Raw genomic sequence first — 21,760 nt, 5'->3', positions numbered from 1 at the left:
AGCACCTCCTTACTTAACAGTTTCATGTTTTAGAAAATACAGCGTATAGCTTAAATCGAACTTTTCATATTCGGTAAAGCCGTGCTGTTCGTACCAGGGCAGGTTACGTTCGGTCGATGTTTCAAAGTAAACGGGCAAATCCTGCTGCTCCGCATCGGCTATGATCTGCTTTAAGAGCCTGCCGCCGCTGCCCTGGTGCTGATAAAGCGGACTGACGCCGATAAACCATAAATAGGCCATTGGTTCTTTTGGCTGTTTGGCCTTGATCATTGTTTCACGGTCGAGCGCCTTTTTGATGCCGCCTAGACCGATGGCTTTAAAGATCAGCTTGAAGTCCAGCAAAATCGCTTCCAAATCAGTTTTCCTTTGATGAGGATATAGCACCAGTGCGCAGGCTTTTCGATCTTCGGACAGCCAGACCTTACCAAAGCGATAGCAGACCTCAAAAGAATAATCCATCAGCGCACGGATACGTTGTTTGCGTTTATCGTCCTGCCGGACGATATAGTTAACGCTTAAATTGTCATTAAAGGCGGCGGATAACAGGTCGGTTACCAGCGGTTTATCGGTTCTTTTTGCACATATCATAGGCTTCTCAAATAAAAGGTTTAGGTCAGTTAAATGCGAAAGCGCGGGAATGACCTGAACCGTCTGAGAGGTACGACTAAATACCCAAAAAACAGAACAAGCCAGCCCGCACTTTCGCAGGCGTAAACTTGCTCCTGTTTTTTATTCAAAAATTTAGTCGTTTTCTCAGACAGGAAGCGTGTAGACGCAGAATATTTTAATTTCTTAGTTTAAATTGTAAAATTACATCATAGGCTATCATTTATAATTGTTGTTTTTAAATGGTTATTCTTTTTTCCAATCATCCCAAAAACGTTTTTCCCTCCGGGTGTCATTGATGATGGCTATAATGACACCGATCAAAAAAACGATCAACATTCCAAAACCGATCATCGTCGCTGTTTCCATAGTTTAGCTTTATTGTAATGGCATTAATTGGGTTTATCTATGTTATGCGTTAAACATACCCAGGCAAAGCCGATCAGGGCATAGATCAATAGCCCACCGCCAGCGGCCATGATACCCAAGGGTATCAGGTTTGGGTTGCAAACCGGCTCTTTCTTTTGTTTCATGACCGTTTCTAAAAATGGCAAATAATACCGCCTGTCAAACCATCTGGCGATTAACAAAACCGCTATATCCAGTACCAGTAAAATTGAGATGGCCAAATATGAAGTTCGCATCAAAAGGAGTTTTAAAAAGGGCAGGCGTTGCTGCACAGCCCTCGATTACAATCAATATATTAGGAGGATCGGCTAAGTACCGTAAGCTATCCTAATGTTTTGCACCAGCACCGGGAAACCCGGCATCTCCACCGAAATTTCCTTTTCAGTTCTTTCAACTTTTTGCCCAGGAACCGGATCTTCACCTCATCATACAATACGCTATAATCCGTGATGACTTTCGCCAGTTCGCCCAGCAAACGCTCATAATCACTATGCATGGTTGCCAGTTCTGCCCTGTATTCACCTGCCTGTTGCAAACATCCGCATTCCTTACCTAAAAGGTATTCCAACTGAAGCAGGGCATCCATCAAATGCACATGCCTCGATTTTGAGATGCCCTGCATGTTTAATTATGGTGCCCAGGTTGGTTTTACATCGAAACCGAAATCGATTTTTTCAATGACAGCCGGAAACATTCCCCCAATATTTGTTGATATTGTAGTTGAAACCCTGAAAATGAAGTTCGGATTTTGCATAAAATAATCAATTTGATCCTGAGTCCAGCCTTTGGAAAGCAGGTCTGCGGCAGTTGGAATCTTGATCGTAATCGTATGGAAGCTTCCCTGGTCATTAAAAGTAACATCATCTATTAAAGCGCCCGAGGCAGAGCTTGAAATAGGATTTGCTTCTCTTTTTAGACCTAAAACATTTACAATGTATGAATTGGTAGTCGGGTCGAAGGTTGTGCCATTGTTATTGCTGACATCCAGAGAACCAGCAATTTTAATGGTGATTTTTTTAACGCCTGATAGCTTGTTGCCAAATTTGGTTATGATCCTATGTAATTTTGCTACATCACCATACAGGTATATATATTTTCTGCCGGCTGTCAGAAATCCTCCATCACCTGTTTTTGGGGTCGAGAAATCGTAATAAATATTGGCATTCATCCAGTTACCCGTGGTTAACGGCCAAATTTGACCTGAAGCAGCTTTATAATCCGTAGTATTTACACCGCTTTGAAAATCTTCTGTATAGGTGTATACGATAGCGCCATCTGCCTTAACCGCATCAGCTTCACCGCGCATATCCACCCTGATCGCGTTCCCGTTAACCCGTACAATACCTGTAAATGATTTTAATTCGGAGATATATGTTTTATTTTCAAAAGTAGCGCCGGACGTTATAAGAGAACTTACATTACCTTTAGTATCCGTGAATTCAAGCGTACCCGCGTATTTTCCATTTCCGCCGGTCAGTAAACCGCTTGATAACGAAATTAAGGTACCATCCCATGATGCCGCGTTTTTAATAACCTCATCGGCTGTCGTCGCTCTGGCAGCAATCGTTTTTCCGCTGTTTAATTTTTTTGCTTTAGTTAAGGGGATCTTATCCAAGACAATTTCACCGTTAATTTGGGCAAGGGTTTGTTTTGAAATATCAATCTCTACTTCATCGCCAACTGCAAAAGTTTGTGCTGCGTCAAAGTTGATAATGATACCCGATTTGTCCGCAGCTTCCTGGATCACTACTGTTTTCGCATCAATATTTTTGGCAGTTGCATCTGAGATAACGATACCGCTGATCTTTTTCCCGTCGGGTACAGAAACTGTTGCGCCGGTACTTAATTTCTTCAAGTCGTCGATCGAGATGCTCACTACCGGTACCGGCTCCGGAGTGGGAGTTTCTGTTTTCTTGTCTTTTTTACAGCTTGCCATTCCCAGCGCCAGTAACAATACCAGCCCCGTGTTTTTTAACATAGTTTTTGTTTTCATTTTTCTTTTTTGGATTTTGTTGTCAAGAATTTTAGACAAAGGCGTGGCCTTTACCGAAGTATTAATTAAATTAAAGTGTTGATTATTAGTTTTTTGCTATTTTTTTCCTATCAGTAGGTCCGGCGTAAATTAATCCTAAAATTGGGTGAAATATTTACGGTTTGATATGTTGTATTGCCATTTGCGTAGCCGGTTGGTATTCTTCTTGTAGTTGTCTGCCGGAAACCCTGAATAAGCACTACGAAAGAACCGTTCGGTTCCGCCGGAACGGCCGTTGACAAAACTTGCTTTGACGGATCAGCGACATCATAAATTTTAAATACAAAATTTTTAGAAGTAGCGGATGTTCCGGCAGTATCCAGTTCCACGTAGTCGGAGAAACCACCGAAAGGTAAATTCTTAGGCAGATCGGCAGCTATATCCTGTCCATTCGCATCGGCTCGTTTAATGACGAACTCCTTACTGTCGGTACCCAAGTGTACAAAGCGTATCCTGACCTTACCGGGTGTGCCTTTGTAGGCTTCCGGAACATTGACTACGCGGTAGGCATTATCTGCTTCCGGACTTTCAACCAAATACAACGCGTTCAGTTCGTCTCTTTCGTTTAGTGTAACGCTCATATCTTTTAGAAATATCTTATTCGGCCCGCTGTAGATAAACTTGTAAGTTCCTAAAGCTATCGGCATGTAGTATACATATTGGTAGCGGTCGGATATGACGCCGGATTGATTAAAGATGGTACCTGTTCGATTATACGGATACTGTCTCAGATCGCTTAATGGAGTGTATACATCAGCATACTTAGGAAATTGCTTAAACACTCCGTTAGCTACAGAATCATTTATAAATACGTAGTTATCTTTTCTCAGATCAGCCGCCGAATTCATCACTTCTGAAGCATTGTAGAAATTGATACCCGCAGCTTCCGGCCCTGGTAAATACTCTTTGACCTGTTTTTTACATGAACACAACAGCATAACGATCAAGACCGGGAATAAACGGTTTATCTTTTTGACATTTTTTAATTTCATTGCTTTTGTGTTTTTAAGATCAAAGTTTTACTGTTAGCTGTGGTATAAATCATACCCTCTTCGTCGTAATTGAGCATGACATCGTCTTCATTCATTTTGTAATTATTTGTTTTTACAGCTCCCGGCGCATAGCGGTCACCCCGTTGCTCGTTAAAATTCATTGTACCGAATGCGGGGAAGCGTTTATCATCAAATTGCAGCGTCCGTTCCTGGTAGTATAAGATCATCAGTTTTGCGCCGGGCATGGGCATTAAACCAAAAAGCGTAGGCGTATTATAGAATCCGCCGGTACTTACTGCGGTAAGAATATTAAATGACCCTGAAATATAAGGTTTAGTGAAATTGATATTGGGTTTTGTGTAGTTGTAAAGCGTGGTCTGATTTAACAGGTCGTATTGAAGTATCCTGGTAGGTAAACCATTCATTTGCCCGTCACCGAGTGCCAGGCTATACATCCTGTTCTCATCCGGCATAATCGGGCCTTGTTTATAGCTCATGCCAACGCCCGGCACCAAAGTAATTGATGCGGTGTATTCCCGTTGCTGGGAGGCACGAATACCCGGCGGTACTGTACTCTTGTACAAATATTTTAACTCCCCGTTAGTTGTTAACCTGGCTGTGGCGTAAGAATTTTCAATTTTAACACTTCCAGAGACAATGATATTTCCCAGCCGAAGGTAGAGATTGCCCTTGCTATCGGGGTAAACACCGGTCAGTTCCATGAGGTTTACCTGTGAGATATTGCCCTCCAGTAATCCGGCAGTTGGAATAAGCGGCTTTGTGGCCGATTTTAAAAATAGTGTGCGATTAAGGGTGGTTAATTGACTCGTTTTGATGTTGTATCTGCAAAAGCGGTAGATCAGGTTTGCAGCATTATCTGCTGATGCATCTGTTGTAACAGCCGAGAAATAAAGGTTTTCTTCCTGGGGATCAACGCCACCGGCGTTAAAAGCTGTAATGGCAAATGTTCCATACGTGTCTTTCAGGGAGGCTGGTGTGACCACCTGAACTGTAGTACCGCCCTTTGCTATTTTTTTGATGCTGTTAGTTGGCCCGTCGTAGAGGTAAACACTCCCTTTACCATTGATTCCATATAATGGTAGGCTACCTGTCGGCAAAGTGCTGTAACTAACCAGTTGCAAGGAATCGGCCAAATCACCAGATGAAAAAATTTCGATGGGCGGCCCGTCAATGGTATTACCCGCGGACGTGATCTTAACGGGGCGGTTGGGGCCGATGCCCATTTCTTTGGTAATAGTTAATGTTGCCTGGTCAACATAATAGGGTGCGTATTGGGTACCGCCTCCCACCACTTTGGTTAAACCGGTGATCTTTGCTGTTATACCTCCGATCTCTATTTTCAATCCGTTGTCAGGGTTGAGGCGACCAGTAATGATCATCTGGCTTCCTACCTCATAGGCATTATCATAGATCTTCCTGATCTCAGGCAAATCTACCAGGCTTTGGTAAAAATTTTCTGATTTTTTACACGCCGCTGTTAGTAATAACATTGTTCCTGTAAAAACAAGCACACTATATTTTCTAAATTTTTTCATTGCTTTTGATATTAGAATGAATAAGAAACCGATAAAATAAAATACCTACCGGGCTTATACCGGGATGAAATGTTGTCGCCTTCCGTAACGGTCTTTCCATCAGTTCCTGTAACCTTGGTTTCCGGTTCGTATTTATAAGTATAGTTGTAATCTTCGGCCATCATAATGGACTGGTTCAATAGATTTTGTACTGCCAGCTTGGCCTGAACACTTTTTACTACACGCTGCGAAACCGACACATCTACCAGATGGCGGGGGAGTTCCAATAAACTTCCCCGGTATTCAGAGCCATTGATAAACGAATTAGGAACATATCCCTGTCCGGCAGCATAAATACGGGTTCCTACCACATTATAAATGGCGGAAATTTTAGTTCCGGACGCTGCGTTATCATAATACAGGCCTGCATTAATGATATAAGGAGCCTGGCCCTGTAGTGGCCGTTTAACTGTGTAGTCAGCTACGCGGGTATCCGGCTTGTCTCCCTGTTCCGCGGCTATTGAAGCGCTGTCTTTCACAGCCTGGCTTTTGATAAACGAGAAATTGGCGATAACAGATAAACGTTTAAAAAAGCCGATAGGGACGAAGTCAAGATTTTTCCTGATCTCGATCTCTACACCCTTTATCGTAGCCTTTGAGGCGTTCTGGAAAGAAATACTTGCGGGCGTGTTAAGAATGCGGTTACTGGTGTTGATACGTTCGATGGGATTATTGATTTCCTTATAAAAAGCGCCAACACTGATCGTTTCACCCTGACGGTTCGCGCGTGGATAAAATTCTGTCCGCAGATCGTAGTTCCATGCCGATGCTGGCCGTAAGTATGGATTACCCCTTAATGCAGTATTGTTTTCCAGGTCAAGATCGCTAAACGGGGATATTTCTGTAAACTCAGGGCGGTTAAGTGTTTTGCCCACGGCGGCCCTAACTACCCAGCTATTACCCGGACGATAGCTTATATTCAGTGACGGTAATACTTCCAACTTTTTGATGTCTACCAATACCGGCTGATTGATCCCGGTGCTTATATCGGTTGGTTGTATCGCTGCCCCAACGCGTTGTCTGTCGTATTCTACACGTACACCGCCGTATATTTCATATTTCCGATGGGCTGGTGTAAAACTAAAAGCGGCGTAGCCACTGTTCGTTTGCTCTGTTGCCACATAAGCATCGCTGCCTTGTGTTTTATCCACCACTAATAATCCGCTCTTGTCATCACGCAGATACTGGGGCGACCAGATCCTGCTTAGATCCTGCTGTCTGAAAGTATAAAGTGCAGGATCTACATAAGTGCCGTATCCGCCTGGTGCGGTATAGTAATCGCTAAAATTACCCGTATAATCACCCTCTTGTACCGTATAAACTCTCCGGAAAACATGGCGCTCTTTCCATTGCTGATAGGTGCCCGCTTTAAAAGATAACCACGGTTTATATTGAAATAAATAATCAATGGATCCGTTGTAGACACTTTCCTTGTTGTTCGTCCACGTACGCGATATCATACCCTGTGCTATCCGGTTGGTGTTATCTACACTTTCCGCATCTCCTGTCCGTGACCTTGCATACCAGTAAAGTTCCGGATCGCCTGTTGCAAAGTTACCAACAGGGCCTTGCAACCTTATCACCCGCTGGTCTGGTAACTGCTGGCTACTTATCGTAAGCCCGCCGTTCCAGTCAATACGGTGCCTGCCGTTCTTGTAATAATGTCTTCCGCTTAAATTACCTGCGTACAAAAAACGTTGATTGTAGGATAATACAATATCCTTATTATTAGTTGACCGCTCGTCGGCGAAAAGTCTTCTGTAGAATATTTTTTCTATGGCAGTAGATTGGCCCTGTTGCAGCAAAAAGTTTTTGAACTGGATACTACTGCTGTCTCTCAACGAAAAAGTAAAGTTTTGCAGTAAATTCAATTGCGCGTTTTGCCGGTTATTGTTTTCCAAAGTAATGTTATCATTCACTTGCATTCCGGCAAAGCCGTCATCGATGCCTTGCTGACGGTAAATATCAGCGTGCTGGTTTTCGAGTTTATATCCAAAAGATGTAAGCGAGCTGAGTGGTTTCCCGAATAACTTAAAGCTGTCGTAATAATTGGCCGTCAGTTGCGTATTGGGAGCCGCTTTCATTTGCGACAAATATAAATAAGGTGAAAAAGCAGTAGCGTACTGCTGCTGGCTGATAGCTGTTTTTTGCAGGCTGCCATAACCTGGTACAATAGACGGCAATTTGCGTGTGCCATCATCAAAACCCAGGAAATCAAACTTACCGCCCTGATAAGTAAGCATATTTTTAAAGGTGGTGCCCTCGCGCCAGCCGCCCTGTACCTCGATGTCAAAATGCTTTACATTTTTGGCATCCTTGGTGTATATTTTAACTACCCCGCCCGTTGCATCGCCCTGATTTTCAGGTGAGGGGGACTTATAGACCATGATTCGGTCAATAATGCGGCTTGGTATCAGGTCGAGCGCGAAAGCCCTGCTATATAATTCGGTACTGGGGGCTACGTTATCGTTTAAATAAGTAAGATTGTAGCGTTGATTTAATCCCCTAACAATAATAAATTTGTCATCCACGGTCGTCACGCCCGAAATTCGTTGAACAACCTCGGCCGCGTTACGATCGGCAGATTTACTGATCTGTTCAGATGAAATGGCTGAAACAACAAGAGAAGACTGTTTGACTTCTTCCAGCACCTGTCTTTCAGAAGTATGCGCAACAGGGGGGCGGCTTTTTCGGACTGAACTTACAACAACTTCCTGCAAGGAATTAGAACCCTGCATTTTCACGTCGTAATTTTCCTCTTTATCCGTTTTCACTTCCACCTGCACACTTTCCGTTTTATAGCTGATGTAGCTGACTTTAAGCGTGTACTTCCCGGCAGGAACGTTGCTGAATTTATAATAACCGTCGGCGTTGGACTGCATTCCCTTTTGGAGTTCCACGAGATATACTGTAGCACCCGGCAAGGGCTGCGAGGTTTCAAATTCAACAATGCGGCCTTTAAGAGTGCCGGGGCCGCCGCCGGCTGATGCGTTTGGGGATGCTTCCTTATATATAACAACCGTTGCTCCCTGACCTTTGTAAGTTAAGCCAGTGCCCTTTAGTATAGCAAGTAATATTTTTGATAAGGTTTCCTGCTTGAAACTTTGTTCATTTAGTTCGAACGCTCCTGTAACTGCGGGGTCATAAGAAAATTTGATCTTTGTTACCGTCCGTAGTTCCTCAATTGCTTTTGCGAGTGTTTGTCCTTTTGAAAAATGGATGTCGTATTTCGTTTCTAACGACTGTGCCTGGCTATAGGCGGGCGAAAAAACATTAACAATACTGACAATAACGAATGTTATAAGAATTAAGGTGTTCTTAAAAGGCGTAACTGTTTGGGTTACCTTTTTTTTCATATTTTTAGCACGTTTACTTTGTAAATCAAAAGCAGATCATCATTTCTATACAAGGAAGCTGGAATTTTCTGTTAAAATGATGGCTGCACATTTATCAGCATCCGGTAAAACGGGTGCTGATTCATCTATGTAAGGATTAAACTTATCTCATTAATATGACCTCCTTATCCTTGATCTCGTAATTCAGGCCATGGATCAGTTTTAACTGTTCCAAAATATCCCGGATGTTATCTTTTTTATTGAATTGCGTCGTTATCCGCAATTTTTCCAAGTTGCCTGATCTCATCACTACATTCACACCATACAGATTTTTAAGTGTCGCTGCTAGTTCCTCAATCGGCACGTCATTTAAAAGATAGTCGCCCGACTTCCAGTTATTAATCCAGTCGGCACTGATCTTATCCAATGTGCTGTTGTGATTCTTTTTATTATACGTGATCTCCTGAAGCGGTGTCAACATTCCAAGTAACGAAGCTTCATGTTTTACAGCGACCTTGCCTGTGATCAGGCTTACCTGAATAGTTGAGGCAGCACGGTAATTGCGAATAACGAACGAAGTTCCTAATACCTGCGTACTGATGCCAGCGGCATCTACCACGAAAGGGTGACGGGTATCGTGTTTGACCGTAAAGTAGGCTTCGCCCTCGGTTAATTTAACGGTACGTGTTGATTGGGTAAACGCGGTCGGAGCATAAAGGGATGTTCCAGGCCTTAGATAGATCACCGAACTGTCCGGCAGTGTGACGGTTTTAAATTCACCTGCGCCGGATCTATAAACCTGCCAAACCAACTGCTCATTTTTTGCGTGCTGGTCGCTAATTAAACGATAGGTGGTTATGCTGATGGCCGCAATAAGCAATGAAGCAGCTATTTTCATAAAGAAATAGGCCCTGCTTTTTTTATGCTGAATATCTGCCTGGATGCGGGTAAATATGTCATCACCGATCCGCCTTTTATTTTCGGAGTTGCCAAAAGCATCGAAAGGCAGCCGGTCATCTACCCGGTCAAACCAGGCATTGGCCTGCTGATCTAATTTTTCCTTATCCTTAGCGGATTTGTTTTTGTCGCCCATATACTAACTCATCCTCGCCAAAGTCAAAAAGTACTTTACCGAATAGTTATTAGTATGTTAAATTTTTGTTAATAAAACCAAAAGGACGCCTGCAAGATTCGCAGGTTCAGCATAGAAGTTTTGAGTTTTTTTTCGAAGCCTGTCAAGTGCCTGCGAAATATTGTTCTTGATGGTTTGTTCGGAGAGGGAAAGTTCTACAGCGATCTCGCGGATCGACTTATTTTCCTGACGGCTTAACACAAATGTTTTGCGCATGGTGTCCGGCATTTTGGCGATCTCGTCATTAATGACCGTTTCCAACTCTTTAGCTTCGAGGGTAAATTCGGGTGAATATTGAACCTGGCTATCCTGAAAGTCGGTGTCTCGAATCAGCGTTGCCACGTTCTTTTTGTAAAAAGTGATGGCCTTATTCCGCGCGGCGCGGTTAAGATATGGGGCTAATGAACTTTCTATAAAAATCTCTTTTCTCGAAGTCCAGAGATTTACAAATATGTTTTGAACGATATCTTTTGCTGCCTCTTCGTCGCCCAGCCTGCGGTAAACCATGGTGTAGACTTCGGGCCAGTAGCGTTCGTACAACACCTGAAATGCCTTTTCATCACCCTTTCTAAGCGCGGCAAGTAATAAATCGTCGGTGTCTGAAACAACATGCATATCCAATAACAAAGGTACGCCATATTATATTAAGTTAATATTAACATGGAATTATGTACAGCAGTATTACAGATGCACGATGAGATTCAGATAGTTACTATATTCGCATCCTATTATGAATGAGTTATTTACAATAAATCCTGATTTAAACACTACATCGACATGGCCGGCCCGCCTGTCTGATCTTCATGGTTTTCCTGCCCGCTTTCAGACACTTCATTAGTTGATTGCGCTTCCTCCGAAACATCATTAACTTTTAATAAGGCTAATTCGGCAGTTACGAGTTCTTCGACTTCCCTTTTGATCTTCAAATAATTTTCTTCAATTTCTTCGGCAGTTATGTTTTTGATCACCGGGATCGGCCTGTAGGCTTCCTCTTCCTTTTTAATGGCGTCATGGTCGTTCTGTATCTCATTGTGAAAAACCTTGAGTTCAATTTTATTACCGGGATCATCTGCCACCATCCCCACAAACTGGCCGGACGACAGCGAAGCGATCTTTGAGGCGGGTATGGCGTAATCCAATTGGGTTGACCGGCTGGTCGAAGTGTCCTCGCTGTTGATGGAAACACTATGGCGGTCCTGCATGATCTTGCCAAAACGTTCGGACAACAATTTAGCCGTATCACCCATGACCTGCCCGCAGATCACGTTACCCGTGATATTCATAATTACCTCGGCCTGATCATGGCCATAGTCCTTTTTTAGCTGGCTGTAATCCTGGACCGCAAAAGTAGTCGCAACTAAATTGGAACGCCCGGTAGCGATAATGGTATCGGGGTTATTAAAATAAATGGTCGGAAATTCGTCGATCACTAAACTGCATTTCTGCTGCCGTTTCCGGTTGATCAGCTTGAGGGCTTTTGAGCAATATAGCGATAGTACCGCGCCATAGGTCTGCAGTTTCTGCGGGTTGTTCCCAATACAAACGATCTTGGGTTCGTCAGGGTTGTTAATGTCCAGCGTAAAATCATTGCCGGATAGTACGTAATACAGTTGCGGGGATGATAATCGGGCCAAACCTATTTTGGCACTGGCGATCTGTCCCTCTAATTGTTCCTTTGCCTTATTCTTAAAGGCACTTACAAAGGGATTGATCAGCACCTTGATCTCTTCCTGTTCCTGCAATACAGCAAACAGGGGGTCATAATCCATCTGCATCAATTCTATTACATGGGGCAGAGTGCAATAACGTCCATCTTTATATTTGCGCAGGTACCAGATAATAGCGGTAATAAAGTTAATGGGGCTTTCGACGAAAAAATCGCCCTGTTTTTTGATCCAGTCACGGTTTAAGCCTAACATGATCGTTCTTGCCGCTTCGGTCGCATCGGTAATATCATCCATACTATCCGGGTCGAGAGGGTTGCAGCGGTGCGTCCTTGCCAGATCATCAAAATTGATGATATAGAATTTGGGTTTGATCTTGTAATTACCTTTGTATTTTAAAAGCGTGTTGTAAGCTATTTTGGTTAAGTCGTCATACTTAAAATCATAAAGGAACATGGTAAAACCCTTTCTGATATGCTGCGTAATGATATGCCGGATGACAAAATAAGATTTACCAGCACCCGGCGTACCGATCACTAACAAGCCGCGAAACGGGTTAATAAAGTTGATCCAGCTTTTACGCGCCTTTCCTTTCAGGTTATAAATGGCTGGCAGGTTAACCGAGTATTCATTTTCAAGCAGGCGTTCTTCCTGGGGGAACGTTTCGTTTTCCGTATTAAAAATGTCGCTTTGCATCCCGATTTTGATCAAGCGCGATAACAGTGTGCCGCCTGTTAAGATCAGCAAATAACCTATTGCAGTGATACCTAAATATAAGGCGGTAATAACAGTCGCCGGTTCCGACAGGTAAAAGCACAACTGGCTGATAAAGTATAAGAGCAAACCACTGATGATATAGGCGGTAATGGCCCGCTTGTTGATCTTTTCCTCTTTTTTGCCTTTGGCACCAATCAGTGAGATGAAAAGAAATAACAAAGCGGCCAGCTTCGGCTTCCAAATGTTATTGAACAAGCCTGTTTTAGCAATATTAGTTACAATGCGGGTGGTGATAGTCGCGGTCCAGTGCCATTGCTGAAATGCTGCAAAGCAGGCAATGTAAATATGTATGGCCAATATAAAAATGCTGATCAGGCGTGTAAAATCAATGATTTTACGTAGGCCTTGTATGTCCTCTCCAGTTTGCATAGCCCCTCTTAAACCCTCCACGGTAGGGAGGGCATTATTTTAATGGTTAATAATTCTGTTAGCTTATAATTGCATCCCCTGTTCCTGTTTCTTTCGCTTTTTGCGGCGTGGGGTAAGCGGCGTGCCGTCACCCTGATTTTTGCCCATCAAGGCTTGCAGCGTTTTATCCAATGCACCCGTTTTTAAATAGTCGGTGGCCGGTGCGGTTTTCAGATAGGTTTGTTTTGGCGCGGCAGTTTTAAAGTGTGTGGCCGGTTTCAACGGTTGGTCTGCCTGACCGAAACGCTCTGTCAACGCTTTTGCACCATAAGCTTTGCCCAGGTCGCTGCCTTTGAATACAGCCATATTGGTATTATCCACGAACGTTACACCGTAAGTTAATCCCTGATCATTCTGCCGGAATATGGCTTGAATGTTCTGACTTTGGAGTTCTTTGATAAAAGTGGCTTTGGTAATCTGCCGGTAGTTTTTAAAAACGTTTTCAATTTCCGCTTTCAGATCGTCCCGGTATTCCTTGCGGTTCTCCGCGTTCTTTACAAACTTCTTTTCCAGGTTCGCTAAAGTTGGTTTGCTATAAAATGCACTGGCTTTGATCGGGATGCCGATGGGCTGGCCGTTCTTATCCAGTAAAGAATAGATCAACCCTTTCTTCTGGAACATCATCGTGTCCTCTTTGCCACGGTCAGCCTGTACATTAAACTGCCTTAAAGCAGCGTTAAACTCCGCTAAGGATGTGAAGCTATATTGGTTCATCACTGCACCCACCACATTACTGATAGCCCTTTTGGTCGGAAGATGGCCATAAACCGCTTTTTCGATGTCGGCGGGTTTGACGGCCGCGTGCTGTTTGAACGTTTTGCTTTCCGCGCGGACGAGGTTAAACTCCTGCTCGATCTGCTTTCGCGCCGGTTCGGATTTGAGCAGGCCGATATTGTGCAGGGGAATGCGTTTGCCATCCGGCTGTATATTGGTGGTAACGATATGCACATGGCTATGCCCCGCGTCGGTATGCCGGTAAACGAGAAAGGGCTGGTCGCCAAAACCTATCTTATCCATATAGGTTTTAGCGATAGCCTGTAAGCGTGCATTGTCCAGTTTTTCACTGGCATCAAAGTTCAGGGAGATATGCAGGGCATTGGTAACCACCTTACTATTGGTCATGATCAAGTTTTCAAAACGTTTCAGTTTGTTATCAAAGCTCATGCGGTCGATCTCACCGGCAAAGCCGCTGGCCATGATCAACTGCGCCTGTCCTGCGGTCACCTTGTTCTCATTATAATGCAGGATGCCCCGTATATACTTGCCGCTCACGATCTTTGCAACCATTTTTCAGCCAATTGGGAAACGATCACCAATAGTTCATCTACTTTGGCCCCAACAGTTTCATAGCGGTTAGCTATTTTCAGCGCATAAAATGCCCTGGTATCATCACTGGTGCTGCTATGAAAGGCTTTGGTTAGCTGGTTGATATTCACACCGATGGCCTTTAACTCTTTCCGTATGAGCGCCAGTTCCTCCATTGCCGTATTGAGCGAAGCGTCAACCTGGAACACTTTGATCTGCTCCCCTGAAAGAATCTTTCGGCTGACTTCACCGATGCTATGGCAGTCGCCTTTTTCGATCAGCTTTTCCAGCCGTTCATAAACGGCCCGGGTTACCCGTGTCCTGACCGGGCGGGTAAAACGTTCATCGGTTTTTAGGGTCTTATTTGCTTCCATAATCCAGGTATTTCAGGCACGTAAAAGGGGTGAGTTCCGAACCCCGGTAAGCCCCTGCGGCAGGCAGCAAAGATCCGTTTGTGGACAAACGTACATCTTTGCTGAACGCAGGTGCGTTCAGAACGCGCCCTTACGGTCGTTGGTAAAACTTCGTTTTGTGTCTTTATATTGCGCCTTTCGGCGGCTGTTATTTGTCTGCCTTTGCAATGCCTTTTGCCTGGGGCAAAGGCTCGAACGAACGGAGCAGTTTCCTGATCTGGTGCCGGGGCTGCGCTTTGATGCGTCTGATCTGCGGCCTGTATTGCCCGGCTGTTTTTCTAATAATGGTGCTTTGCTTCATGGCTGTTGGGATTAAAGGCTAATAAGATCACCGCAGGTTATTTTCAAGCAGCTTGTTAATGTCCTCTGTCTTATAATAGAGAATGCCACCGATTTTAGTATAATGAAGTGTGCCGTTGATGCGCAGGTTTTGCAGGGTGCCGGGTGAGATGTTAAGCAGTTTCCGCACTTCGTAACTTTTGATCCATTCTTTATTTTGTATAGCAGGGCCTTGTGACCTGATACCCATTCTTCGGAGTTCTGCGAACAGTTCGTTTTTGAATTGCTCCAGATCGTCTTTGCTGATTAATTCGATTGCTGGCATAATGAAATAGTTTATTTACAGCAAAGCAACGGGTATCTGCTTACTTCAATTCCCGGTCTAAATGGCTTCCGAAAGATTGTTTGTTGGGTGTTGATTTATAATTAGTTAGAAGTAGGTGTACAAAAAAAGCCGCTTGATGCAGCGGCTTGATCTGGTTGGTCGGATTGGCGTATTTATTTGCATCCAGCTTGTACATTTATAAAAGCCTGTTTATTTTATCTGAGATTTGCCGAAGGTCTTTTTCGATCTGACTTTGCAGCAAAGGATGGTCGTTAAGTATCGTCCGGTTATCATACTGTGCTTTTAGTTGCACTGGCATATCAATCATCCCACGGATGTTAAAGTCACCCCGGATCGGCCCTTGCCTTACCACAAAGTCCATTGAAATAAGATTGGCGTCAAGACCTGTTACTGCGCCAGTATAGGTATATTGCAAATCGCTAAATTCAGCCAATTCATCAACAATTAACTTCATGATTTTCTGCCTCCTGTCCATGCTGCGAAGATATTAAGAAAATTTCTACCTATCTACGTAGTCTTTCGGTAAGTCTTGCCATGTCGTCGCTTAATTTGCTTTCTACTACTTTGGCATAAACCTGTGTGGTGCTTAGTTTAGTGTGGCCAAGCATCTTGCTCACCGATTCTATCGGTACGCCATTGGTTAAAGTGATCGTGGTAGCGAAAGTATGCCGGGCGATATGAAAGGTCAATGGTTTCAGAATGGCGCACATATCGGCTATCTCTTTTAAATAGCTGTTGAGTTTCTGATTGGTCAATACCGGCAGTAATTTGCCCTCGGCTATGGCCTGCGGGTGGCCTTTATATTTGTCAATAATTTCCAGTGCCTTTGGTAGTAAAGGGACTTTGACGGCTGTGTTTGTCTTTTGCCTGCTGGTCATGATCCATAAATTACCATCCTGCCCTTTAACCAGGTTAGCAGGTGTGAGATTATATACGTCGACGTAGGCTAAGCCGGTATAGCAGCTAAAAACAAATAAGTCCTGAACAACCTGTAAACGAACAATGTGAAATTCTTTGCTTTCTATCCGCTCCAGTTCGTCTTTAGTTAGGTAATCCCTGTTCACCTTATCAAATTTTAATTGGTAGGCATGAAAAGGATTACGGACGATCCATTCCAGCCGTACAGCCATATTAACCATTTTGCAAAACCTTTCAAGGTGTTTCATCAGGCCATTGGTGGTCAGTTTCTTTTGACCCTTTTCGGGTTTACGGTTTCGCAGATAATACTCAAAGTCGGTGATAAATTTATAGCTCAACTCTGACAGGTATTTATCTGAGGTTTTGAACCGCACCTTTAAAAACTCTTTGAGGTACTTTTCTGTAGTATAGTAATTTTTCATCGTCCCGGGTTCCAATATTTGGCCTTGTTCCTGATTATGGTATTCTATCAGTTTACAAAGTGTAAACTCGGCCTGATCCATGCCGGTAACCTTTGCTTTTAATAATTCTGCCGTTATCCATTTCTTTTGCAGTAACAATTCCTGGTAGGTTTCAACAACACCTGACTTATATTGGTCGAGGTATTTGTTAAGTTTTACGATCTCCTCGCGGCTGCCCCTGGCTACCCCTTTGAAGGGATTCCAATTTTCTTCCTCTATGGAACGTTTAATAGAAATTTCGATACGCTTGCCGTTCACGGTGATACGGGCATAGATAGGCGACTTGCCTAACTGTGTGGTTTTCTGCTTTTTAAGATAAAAAGCAACGCCAAATGTGTTGTTTGGTGCATTCATAGCAATTTAATTAAATGGTTAAAAAAGCATTGATTTGGCGTGCTTTATTGAGACCTATTGAAATGGGTCACCGGATTAGGTGAAAAAGGGCTTTCAAATGGCCTCAAAACGCGACAAATTAAATTACCTAATTAATTGACGTTCAATTATTTACAATGCTTCTGGTGACCTAAGGTAAAAAGTCAAAATGGGTCACCGAATAGGTCTCATTTTCCTTGATTTTCCTTGAATAACTTGGGTTGGATTAAAAAGAAAAACCCCTTAAATCATACGATTTAAGGGGTTTTCGACTCGATTGGTATCGCTTAAGTCGGGATGGCGGGATTCGAACCCACGACCTCCAGCACCCCATGCCTTTAAGTCAGCTATTTTCATTAACTAAAAACCGCATGTCATAGCTAAAATTGCCATTTTTCATTTTTGCGATTATGTATTTTTAGGTTATTTTTTGCTATTTTTGACTAAAATGTTAGACCTATGTTAGACCTAAAAAGTTGCATTTTACCTTAAGAATGAGCCTTTTAATCGTTAAATTTACAAAATGTTAGACCTAATATGGCAATTACGACGAAATTAATGTTGAGAATCAACAAAACGCTTCCCTCTGGCGAGCATCCGATCATGTTTCGGATAACAGAAAATCGGAACAACTACGAGGTGTCGACGAAGGTTAGTTCTACGAAAGAGAATTGGAATAAGGCGTCACAATGCGTGCTGGATTCGCATATCAATCATAAATCTATCAATGCGCTGCTTAATAATATTAAGGTTAAGGCCACATTCTATTTTGCCAATGTTCCCGACGACCGGTCACCACGGGTCAGTGAAATTAAATCCCTTGTTGAAAAGCTGACAGGTGCAGTTAAAACAACCCCTAAATTGATGCTTTTGGAGTTTTTTGACAGCGAGGTCGCCCGCTTAAAATCAATGGAACGATATGGTTATGCCGGCGTTCATATTGTGACCCGCAGCCGCCTTAACAAGTTTATGAAAGAAAAAGACATGAACTTCGAAGATATTGATGTTAATTTTTTGCGCCGGTTTGAAGATTGGCTGATCAAGAACAATATTGCAATCACTACGCGAAGCATCGATTTTCGGACATTCCGCACCGTTTGGCGTAATGCAATGAAAGAAAAGATCTGCCGGGAAAACCACTATCCATTTAAAGATTTTTCCTATTCGAAATATAATGCCCCAAAGACCAAAAAACGCGCAATTAGTGTCGAGCAGATCAATAAAATAGTGGAATTAAACCTCGAAAACGACAAGCTGATCAATTCGCGCAATTATTTCCTGTTCAGCTATTATTGCCGCGGACTAAATTTTGCTGACCTTGCCAGTCTTAAATGGACGTATAATTTCATCATTTTTAGGCGAAGCCTCTATGAGCGCATCTCTGGTTTTCTGGTCGATAATAAAGGCATCGTTGTACCCCGTTAATATACCTCGGTAGATATTGATATCCCAATCTTTTAAAGGTGTTCCTGCCGCTTCAATCTTGTTTTTTATGGTGGCCTCTAATGGCGAAAGTATAACCCACCCGCCGTCTGGTTTAAAGCCCCCCTGTGTGGTAACTGACTGTCTAATAAAATCGCTCATTTTTTCTAAACTACCCAGGCTTTTATCTAGCAAGCATGTTTGTGTTTTGCCGGTATTTTCAGCCTTTTGGGAAATGAGCATATTCGTGTCGACAGTTGCCGATTCAAACACCTGGTAACCACCAAAATCAACCAATAAAAGTGGATTAGTTTCCCCCAAAAAGAACTTACGGGTCGCAACTCCATAATTTGCCCGCATCCATTTGTTAGAAGTTATAAAACCAAAATAGTAGTTAGGCCTAAGTAAACGAATGGCTTGTTCGTAGAACAAACAATAAATATCACCGGTACGGGTAAAGGTATTGTAATCGCCTTTTTGCAAAGCATCTGCATCCTCCCCCATTTTTTGCAACTGGATATATGGCGGATTCCCTATCACGACTTCAAAGCCTTCAAAATCACCGCTTTCATTTAAGACCTCCGGAAATTCAAACCGCCATTCAAAAGCATTTCGGTAAGTGATGTCGTTTTTTGCAGCTTCAATACTCTTTGAAAGCTCTTCAATTTCTTTTTCCAATAATCCCCGTTGAGCTACTTGCTTATTATCGTCGTTCCGCTCGAACAATTGTATAGCTTTATATTTTAAGATATATTCCTCGTTCTTCTTAATAAATAGCTTTTCAAATTTTGTTATTCGGGGATCTTGGCGCTTGAACTCATTAATGAAAAGTTCTATGTTGCCTTTTAACTCTTCCTTGAAGTTTTTGTCATTGGTGTCTTTATATTTTTTTACCCAGCTTTTATAATTATCGAGCTTTTTTATAAAGGAGGGTATTCTTTCAAATATTTCATCTTTAACCTTAAATCGACTGATTAATGAATTACCATGTTTGATATTAATATCAATATTAGGTAATGTCTCCAATTGCGTGTAGTTCTCATCTGATTTATAATAGGCGTGTTTTAAAAGTTCTATCCACAATCTTAACTGGCAGATCTTTACAGAGTTAGGGTTAATGTCAACCCCAAACAAACTCCCCTCTATAAGTTTGCGTTTTTCATTAAATAAGGTTTCCTGAATACGCTGAATTTCCGGCGCAATGATGTGACCGCCGGATACAGTTGTTGTAACAGCATATTCAAAAAATGAGGAGTTACGATAGGTAACGACCAACTCATCATTGGCTATACTAACATCAACATCACTCAGACGGCTTCCTTCGCTATCCGCCAGTATCCCTAATTGCGCTTTGATGGCAATTAATTCATTTAAGCTTGATACCAGGAAATGGCCGGAACCGACAGCTGGGTCAACAATACGAATGGACTCAATCAGTAAGTTAAATTCTAAAATATCTTTGCGATTCTTACGATCAGCCAGATAATTTTTCAGGTCATTTATATCTTCACATTTCCACCCATATGCGTCGTTGAATTTTTGAACCACTGCTTTACGAATGGTTTCCTGGCATAAAAACATAGTGACGGCACCCGGGGTGTATATTGAACCATCGCGGTAGCCATTCATTTTCTCAAATACCAGACCTAATACTGCAGCATTAATAATCGTCTTGTTTTCTTCCTGGACTTCTTCTTTACCGATAGAAGCAAAATCGTACGCCTCTAAAAACTCAAAAAAATAATGCAATGTGTTCATTGCGGTTAAATCTTTACTTTTTAGGCGTTTCCGGGTAAGAATTGAATTACTATATAAATCTATATCTAAATTGTCATCCAGGCCATTAACCTTTAAGCTGACATCCTCCAATGGAGAAATTTCAAATAAAGAACTGTTCAAATATGGGATATGACTATATTTCTGTTGAATGGCGGAGGTTCGACTGGCGGATTGTCTGGCAAGTACCTGAAAAAAGAGTTTATGCAGCTCATCATAATCGTTGACTGTTTGCACATTCAGAAACTTGAACCTTTCATTACCGTTATGGTATTTAATTAACTGAGCCTCTAATAATTTTAAAAAAAGTATTCGGTTCACCCAGGTGATGCTCAACTCAAGCCCTAAATTGAACAGCTGTTCCTCTGTTGTTTTGCCATTTAAAAACTTAGCCGGGACCTTTCGTAAAACTTCATCAACTTCCAGCATGTTGATGGTGTTTTCAATTAAGGAGGCTGGTTGTCTTTTAGTAACCGGTAACCGCTGTATTATTTTTCGGCTGCCATCTTTTACTTCTTCTAATCCAATAATATGCAATAGCTCTTTAAAAAAACCGGTATCTAATGAGTTGCTATCATTTATAAAAGGTAATTTCAATAAATTAACAGGGGAGAAAAACTTATATAAGGGTATAAGTTTGTTGTCGTCCTTTTCTTTATTCCCTTGCAAATATTTCAGGTACTCTCTGATATCAACGTGGGTAAATGTCATTTCTTCCTGCAAGTCATGGAGAAAAGGCCTGGCGATTTCATTGTAAAACAACTCTGTTTTTACACTAACCTTTTGTCCTGCTTCCCATTCTCTATAAGCTTTTTGTAGTTGTGTATTTTTGGCAAATACACGTTCAAACAATGAGGCGTCAAAAACAAACCACTCATAGATATTAGTTATTACTAAGTGGGTAAGGGAAATATTTTTATGGTTGACGCGCTCGCGAAGAAAATAGAGGATAAGCTCATGCATGGCTTTTGCATTGAGATTATCCTTAGTAACCATATCGTGTTTATTTGAAGGCTTTTTAACTTCAAGCAATACACCTACATGCGATTTGGCATCTTTTTCCAGATGGATAACCAAATCCGCACGCCCCTTGGTAGCAATTAAATGATTAGGATCGTAATAAGTTGATTTTAAGAAGTCTGCTAAATGCCCTTTAACATTTTCCTCGCTTTCTTTCTCATCAATGCGTTCAAGTAATTTGCTGAAGTTAACCTTGAAAAAATCTAAATCTTCACGACGTGGCTTTATTAGCCGATACGCTTTATTAATACTTTCAACAAGAGAGATAAAGGAAATGGTCATATTATACTATCGAGGATTAGTAAAGCATAAACTTAAGAAAATGGAAGGCAATGAAGATAAAAACATATTATTATTTGCAATTTCAAAAACAAAATCGTTGGTTTTATCACGATAAATTGTGACAAATGGTTAAAATATAGTCGTTTTTCTATCAAAAATGGCCGTAAAAATCTTTATTTTAGGTGTTGTATATTATGGAGATAGTGACCACCCTGTT

General features: G+C 42.2%; 18 protein-coding genes and 1 pseudogene. 1 reads left to right on the top strand and 18 read right to left on the bottom strand.

Going from position 1 to position 21,760, the window contains the following annotated elements:
- Nucleotides 1–9: 9 nt before the first annotated feature.
- From MUCPA_RS16740 to MUCPA_RS16670, 17 genes are all read right to left on the bottom strand, one after another.
- Nucleotides 10–588, bottom strand: a complete 579-nt coding sequence (locus MUCPA_RS16740) for a GNAT family N-acetyltransferase (protein ID WP_008507974.1) — start codon at nt 586–588, stop codon at nt 10–12.
- Nucleotides 589–852: 264 nt separating this feature from the next.
- On the bottom strand, nt 853–975 hold the full coding sequence (locus MUCPA_RS38915) for a putative holin-like toxin (RefSeq protein WP_008507972.1): 123 nt from the start codon (nt 973–975) through the stop codon (nt 853–855).
- A gap of 23 nt (nt 976–998) precedes the next feature.
- The gene (locus MUCPA_RS16735) at nt 999–1,250 is read right to left on the bottom strand and encodes a hypothetical protein (protein ID WP_008507970.1); all 252 of its coding nucleotides are present in this window, start codon (nt 1,248–1,250) and stop codon (nt 999–1,001) included.
- Nucleotides 1,251–1,336: 86 nt separating this feature from the next.
- Nucleotides 1,337–1,636, bottom strand: a complete 300-nt coding sequence (locus MUCPA_RS16730) for a hypothetical protein (RefSeq protein ID WP_008507967.1) — start codon at nt 1,634–1,636, stop codon at nt 1,337–1,339.
- 6 nt (nt 1,637–1,642) lie between these two features.
- Nucleotides 1,643–3,007 (bottom strand): DUF5689 domain-containing protein, encoded by a 1,365-nt coding sequence (locus MUCPA_RS16725; protein ID WP_040626066.1) that lies wholly within the window; start codon nt 3,005–3,007, stop codon nt 1,643–1,645.
- A 110-nt stretch (nt 3,008–3,117) separates the two neighbouring features.
- Nucleotides 3,118–4,038: a hypothetical protein gene (locus tag MUCPA_RS16720; RefSeq protein WP_008507964.1), complete on the bottom strand. Its 921-nt coding sequence runs from the start codon at nt 4,036–4,038 to the stop codon at nt 3,118–3,120.
- On the bottom strand, nt 4,035–5,594 hold the full coding sequence (locus tag MUCPA_RS16715; protein WP_008507963.1) for a hypothetical protein: 1,560 nt from the start codon (nt 5,592–5,594) through the stop codon (nt 4,035–4,037). Before MUCPA_RS16715 ends, MUCPA_RS16720 begins: the two co-directional genes overlap by 4 nt.
- A gap of 11 nt (nt 5,595–5,605) precedes the next feature.
- The gene (locus MUCPA_RS16710) at nt 5,606–8,989 is read right to left on the bottom strand and encodes a TonB-dependent receptor (RefSeq protein ID WP_008507961.1); all 3,384 of its coding nucleotides are present in this window, start codon (nt 8,987–8,989) and stop codon (nt 5,606–5,608) included.
- Nucleotides 8,990–9,131: 142 nt separating this feature from the next.
- Nucleotides 9,132–10,061, bottom strand: a complete 930-nt coding sequence (locus MUCPA_RS36190; protein WP_008507960.1) for a FecR family protein — start codon at nt 10,059–10,061, stop codon at nt 9,132–9,134.
- A gap of 57 nt (nt 10,062–10,118) precedes the next feature.
- A complete protein-coding gene (locus tag MUCPA_RS16700; protein WP_008507958.1) occupies nt 10,119–10,715 on the bottom strand; it encodes an RNA polymerase sigma factor in 597 nt (198 codons plus the stop codon).
- Between the two features lie 152 nt (nt 10,716–10,867).
- Entirely contained in the window at nt 10,868–12,910 is a 2,043-nt protein-coding gene (mobC, locus tag MUCPA_RS16695; RefSeq protein ID WP_040626062.1) for a conjugal transfer protein MobC, read from the bottom strand.
- 63 nt (nt 12,911–12,973) lie between these two features.
- The gene (locus MUCPA_RS16690) at nt 12,974–14,236 is read right to left on the bottom strand and encodes a relaxase/mobilization nuclease domain-containing protein (RefSeq protein WP_008507956.1); all 1,263 of its coding nucleotides are present in this window, start codon (nt 14,234–14,236) and stop codon (nt 12,974–12,976) included.
- On the bottom strand, nt 14,218–14,628 hold the full coding sequence (locus MUCPA_RS16685) for a plasmid mobilization protein (RefSeq protein ID WP_008507955.1): 411 nt from the start codon (nt 14,626–14,628) through the stop codon (nt 14,218–14,220). The genes MUCPA_RS16690 and MUCPA_RS16685 overlap by 19 nt, the downstream gene beginning before the upstream one ends.
- 187 nt (nt 14,629–14,815) lie before the next feature.
- Nucleotides 14,816–14,968 carry a hypothetical protein gene (locus tag MUCPA_RS37795; protein WP_008507954.1) on the bottom strand — a complete coding sequence of 51 codons (153 nt, stop codon included), beginning with the start codon at nt 14,966–14,968 and terminating at the stop codon, nt 14,816–14,818.
- A gap of 27 nt (nt 14,969–14,995) precedes the next feature.
- Nucleotides 14,996–15,271 (bottom strand): helix-turn-helix domain-containing protein, encoded by a 276-nt coding sequence (locus tag MUCPA_RS16680; RefSeq protein ID WP_008507953.1) that lies wholly within the window; start codon nt 15,269–15,271, stop codon nt 14,996–14,998.
- A 196-nt stretch (nt 15,272–15,467) separates the two neighbouring features.
- The gene (locus MUCPA_RS16675) at nt 15,468–15,746 is read right to left on the bottom strand and encodes a hypothetical protein (RefSeq protein ID WP_157543928.1); all 279 of its coding nucleotides are present in this window, start codon (nt 15,744–15,746) and stop codon (nt 15,468–15,470) included.
- A gap of 49 nt (nt 15,747–15,795) precedes the next feature.
- On the bottom strand, nt 15,796–17,025 hold the full coding sequence (locus MUCPA_RS16670; protein WP_008507950.1) for a site-specific integrase: 1,230 nt from the start codon (nt 17,023–17,025) through the stop codon (nt 15,796–15,798).
- Nucleotides 17,026–17,580: 555 nt separating this feature from the next.
- Here MUCPA_RS16670 and MUCPA_RS38910 point away from each other — a divergent pair.
- Nucleotides 17,581–18,183 (top strand): annotated as a pseudogene (locus MUCPA_RS38910) (phage integrase SAM-like domain and Arm DNA-binding domain-containing protein); the annotation flags it as partial.
- Nucleotides 18,184–18,345: 162 nt separating this feature from the next.
- On the opposite strand, the gene MUCPA_RS38905 reads toward MUCPA_RS38910, so the two are convergent.
- Nucleotides 18,346–21,543: a DUF7149 domain-containing protein gene (locus MUCPA_RS38905; RefSeq protein WP_008507947.1), complete on the bottom strand. Its 3,198-nt coding sequence runs from the start codon at nt 21,541–21,543 to the stop codon at nt 18,346–18,348.
- Nucleotides 21,544–21,760: the final 217 nt, after the last annotated feature.

Origin of the sequence: Mucilaginibacter paludis DSM 18603 (assembly GCF_000166195.2) — a bacterium.
Lineage (GTDB): Bacteria > Bacteroidota > Bacteroidia > Sphingobacteriales > Sphingobacteriaceae > Mucilaginibacter > Mucilaginibacter paludis.
This window is presented reverse-complemented; position numbering and strand designations above follow the sequence as displayed.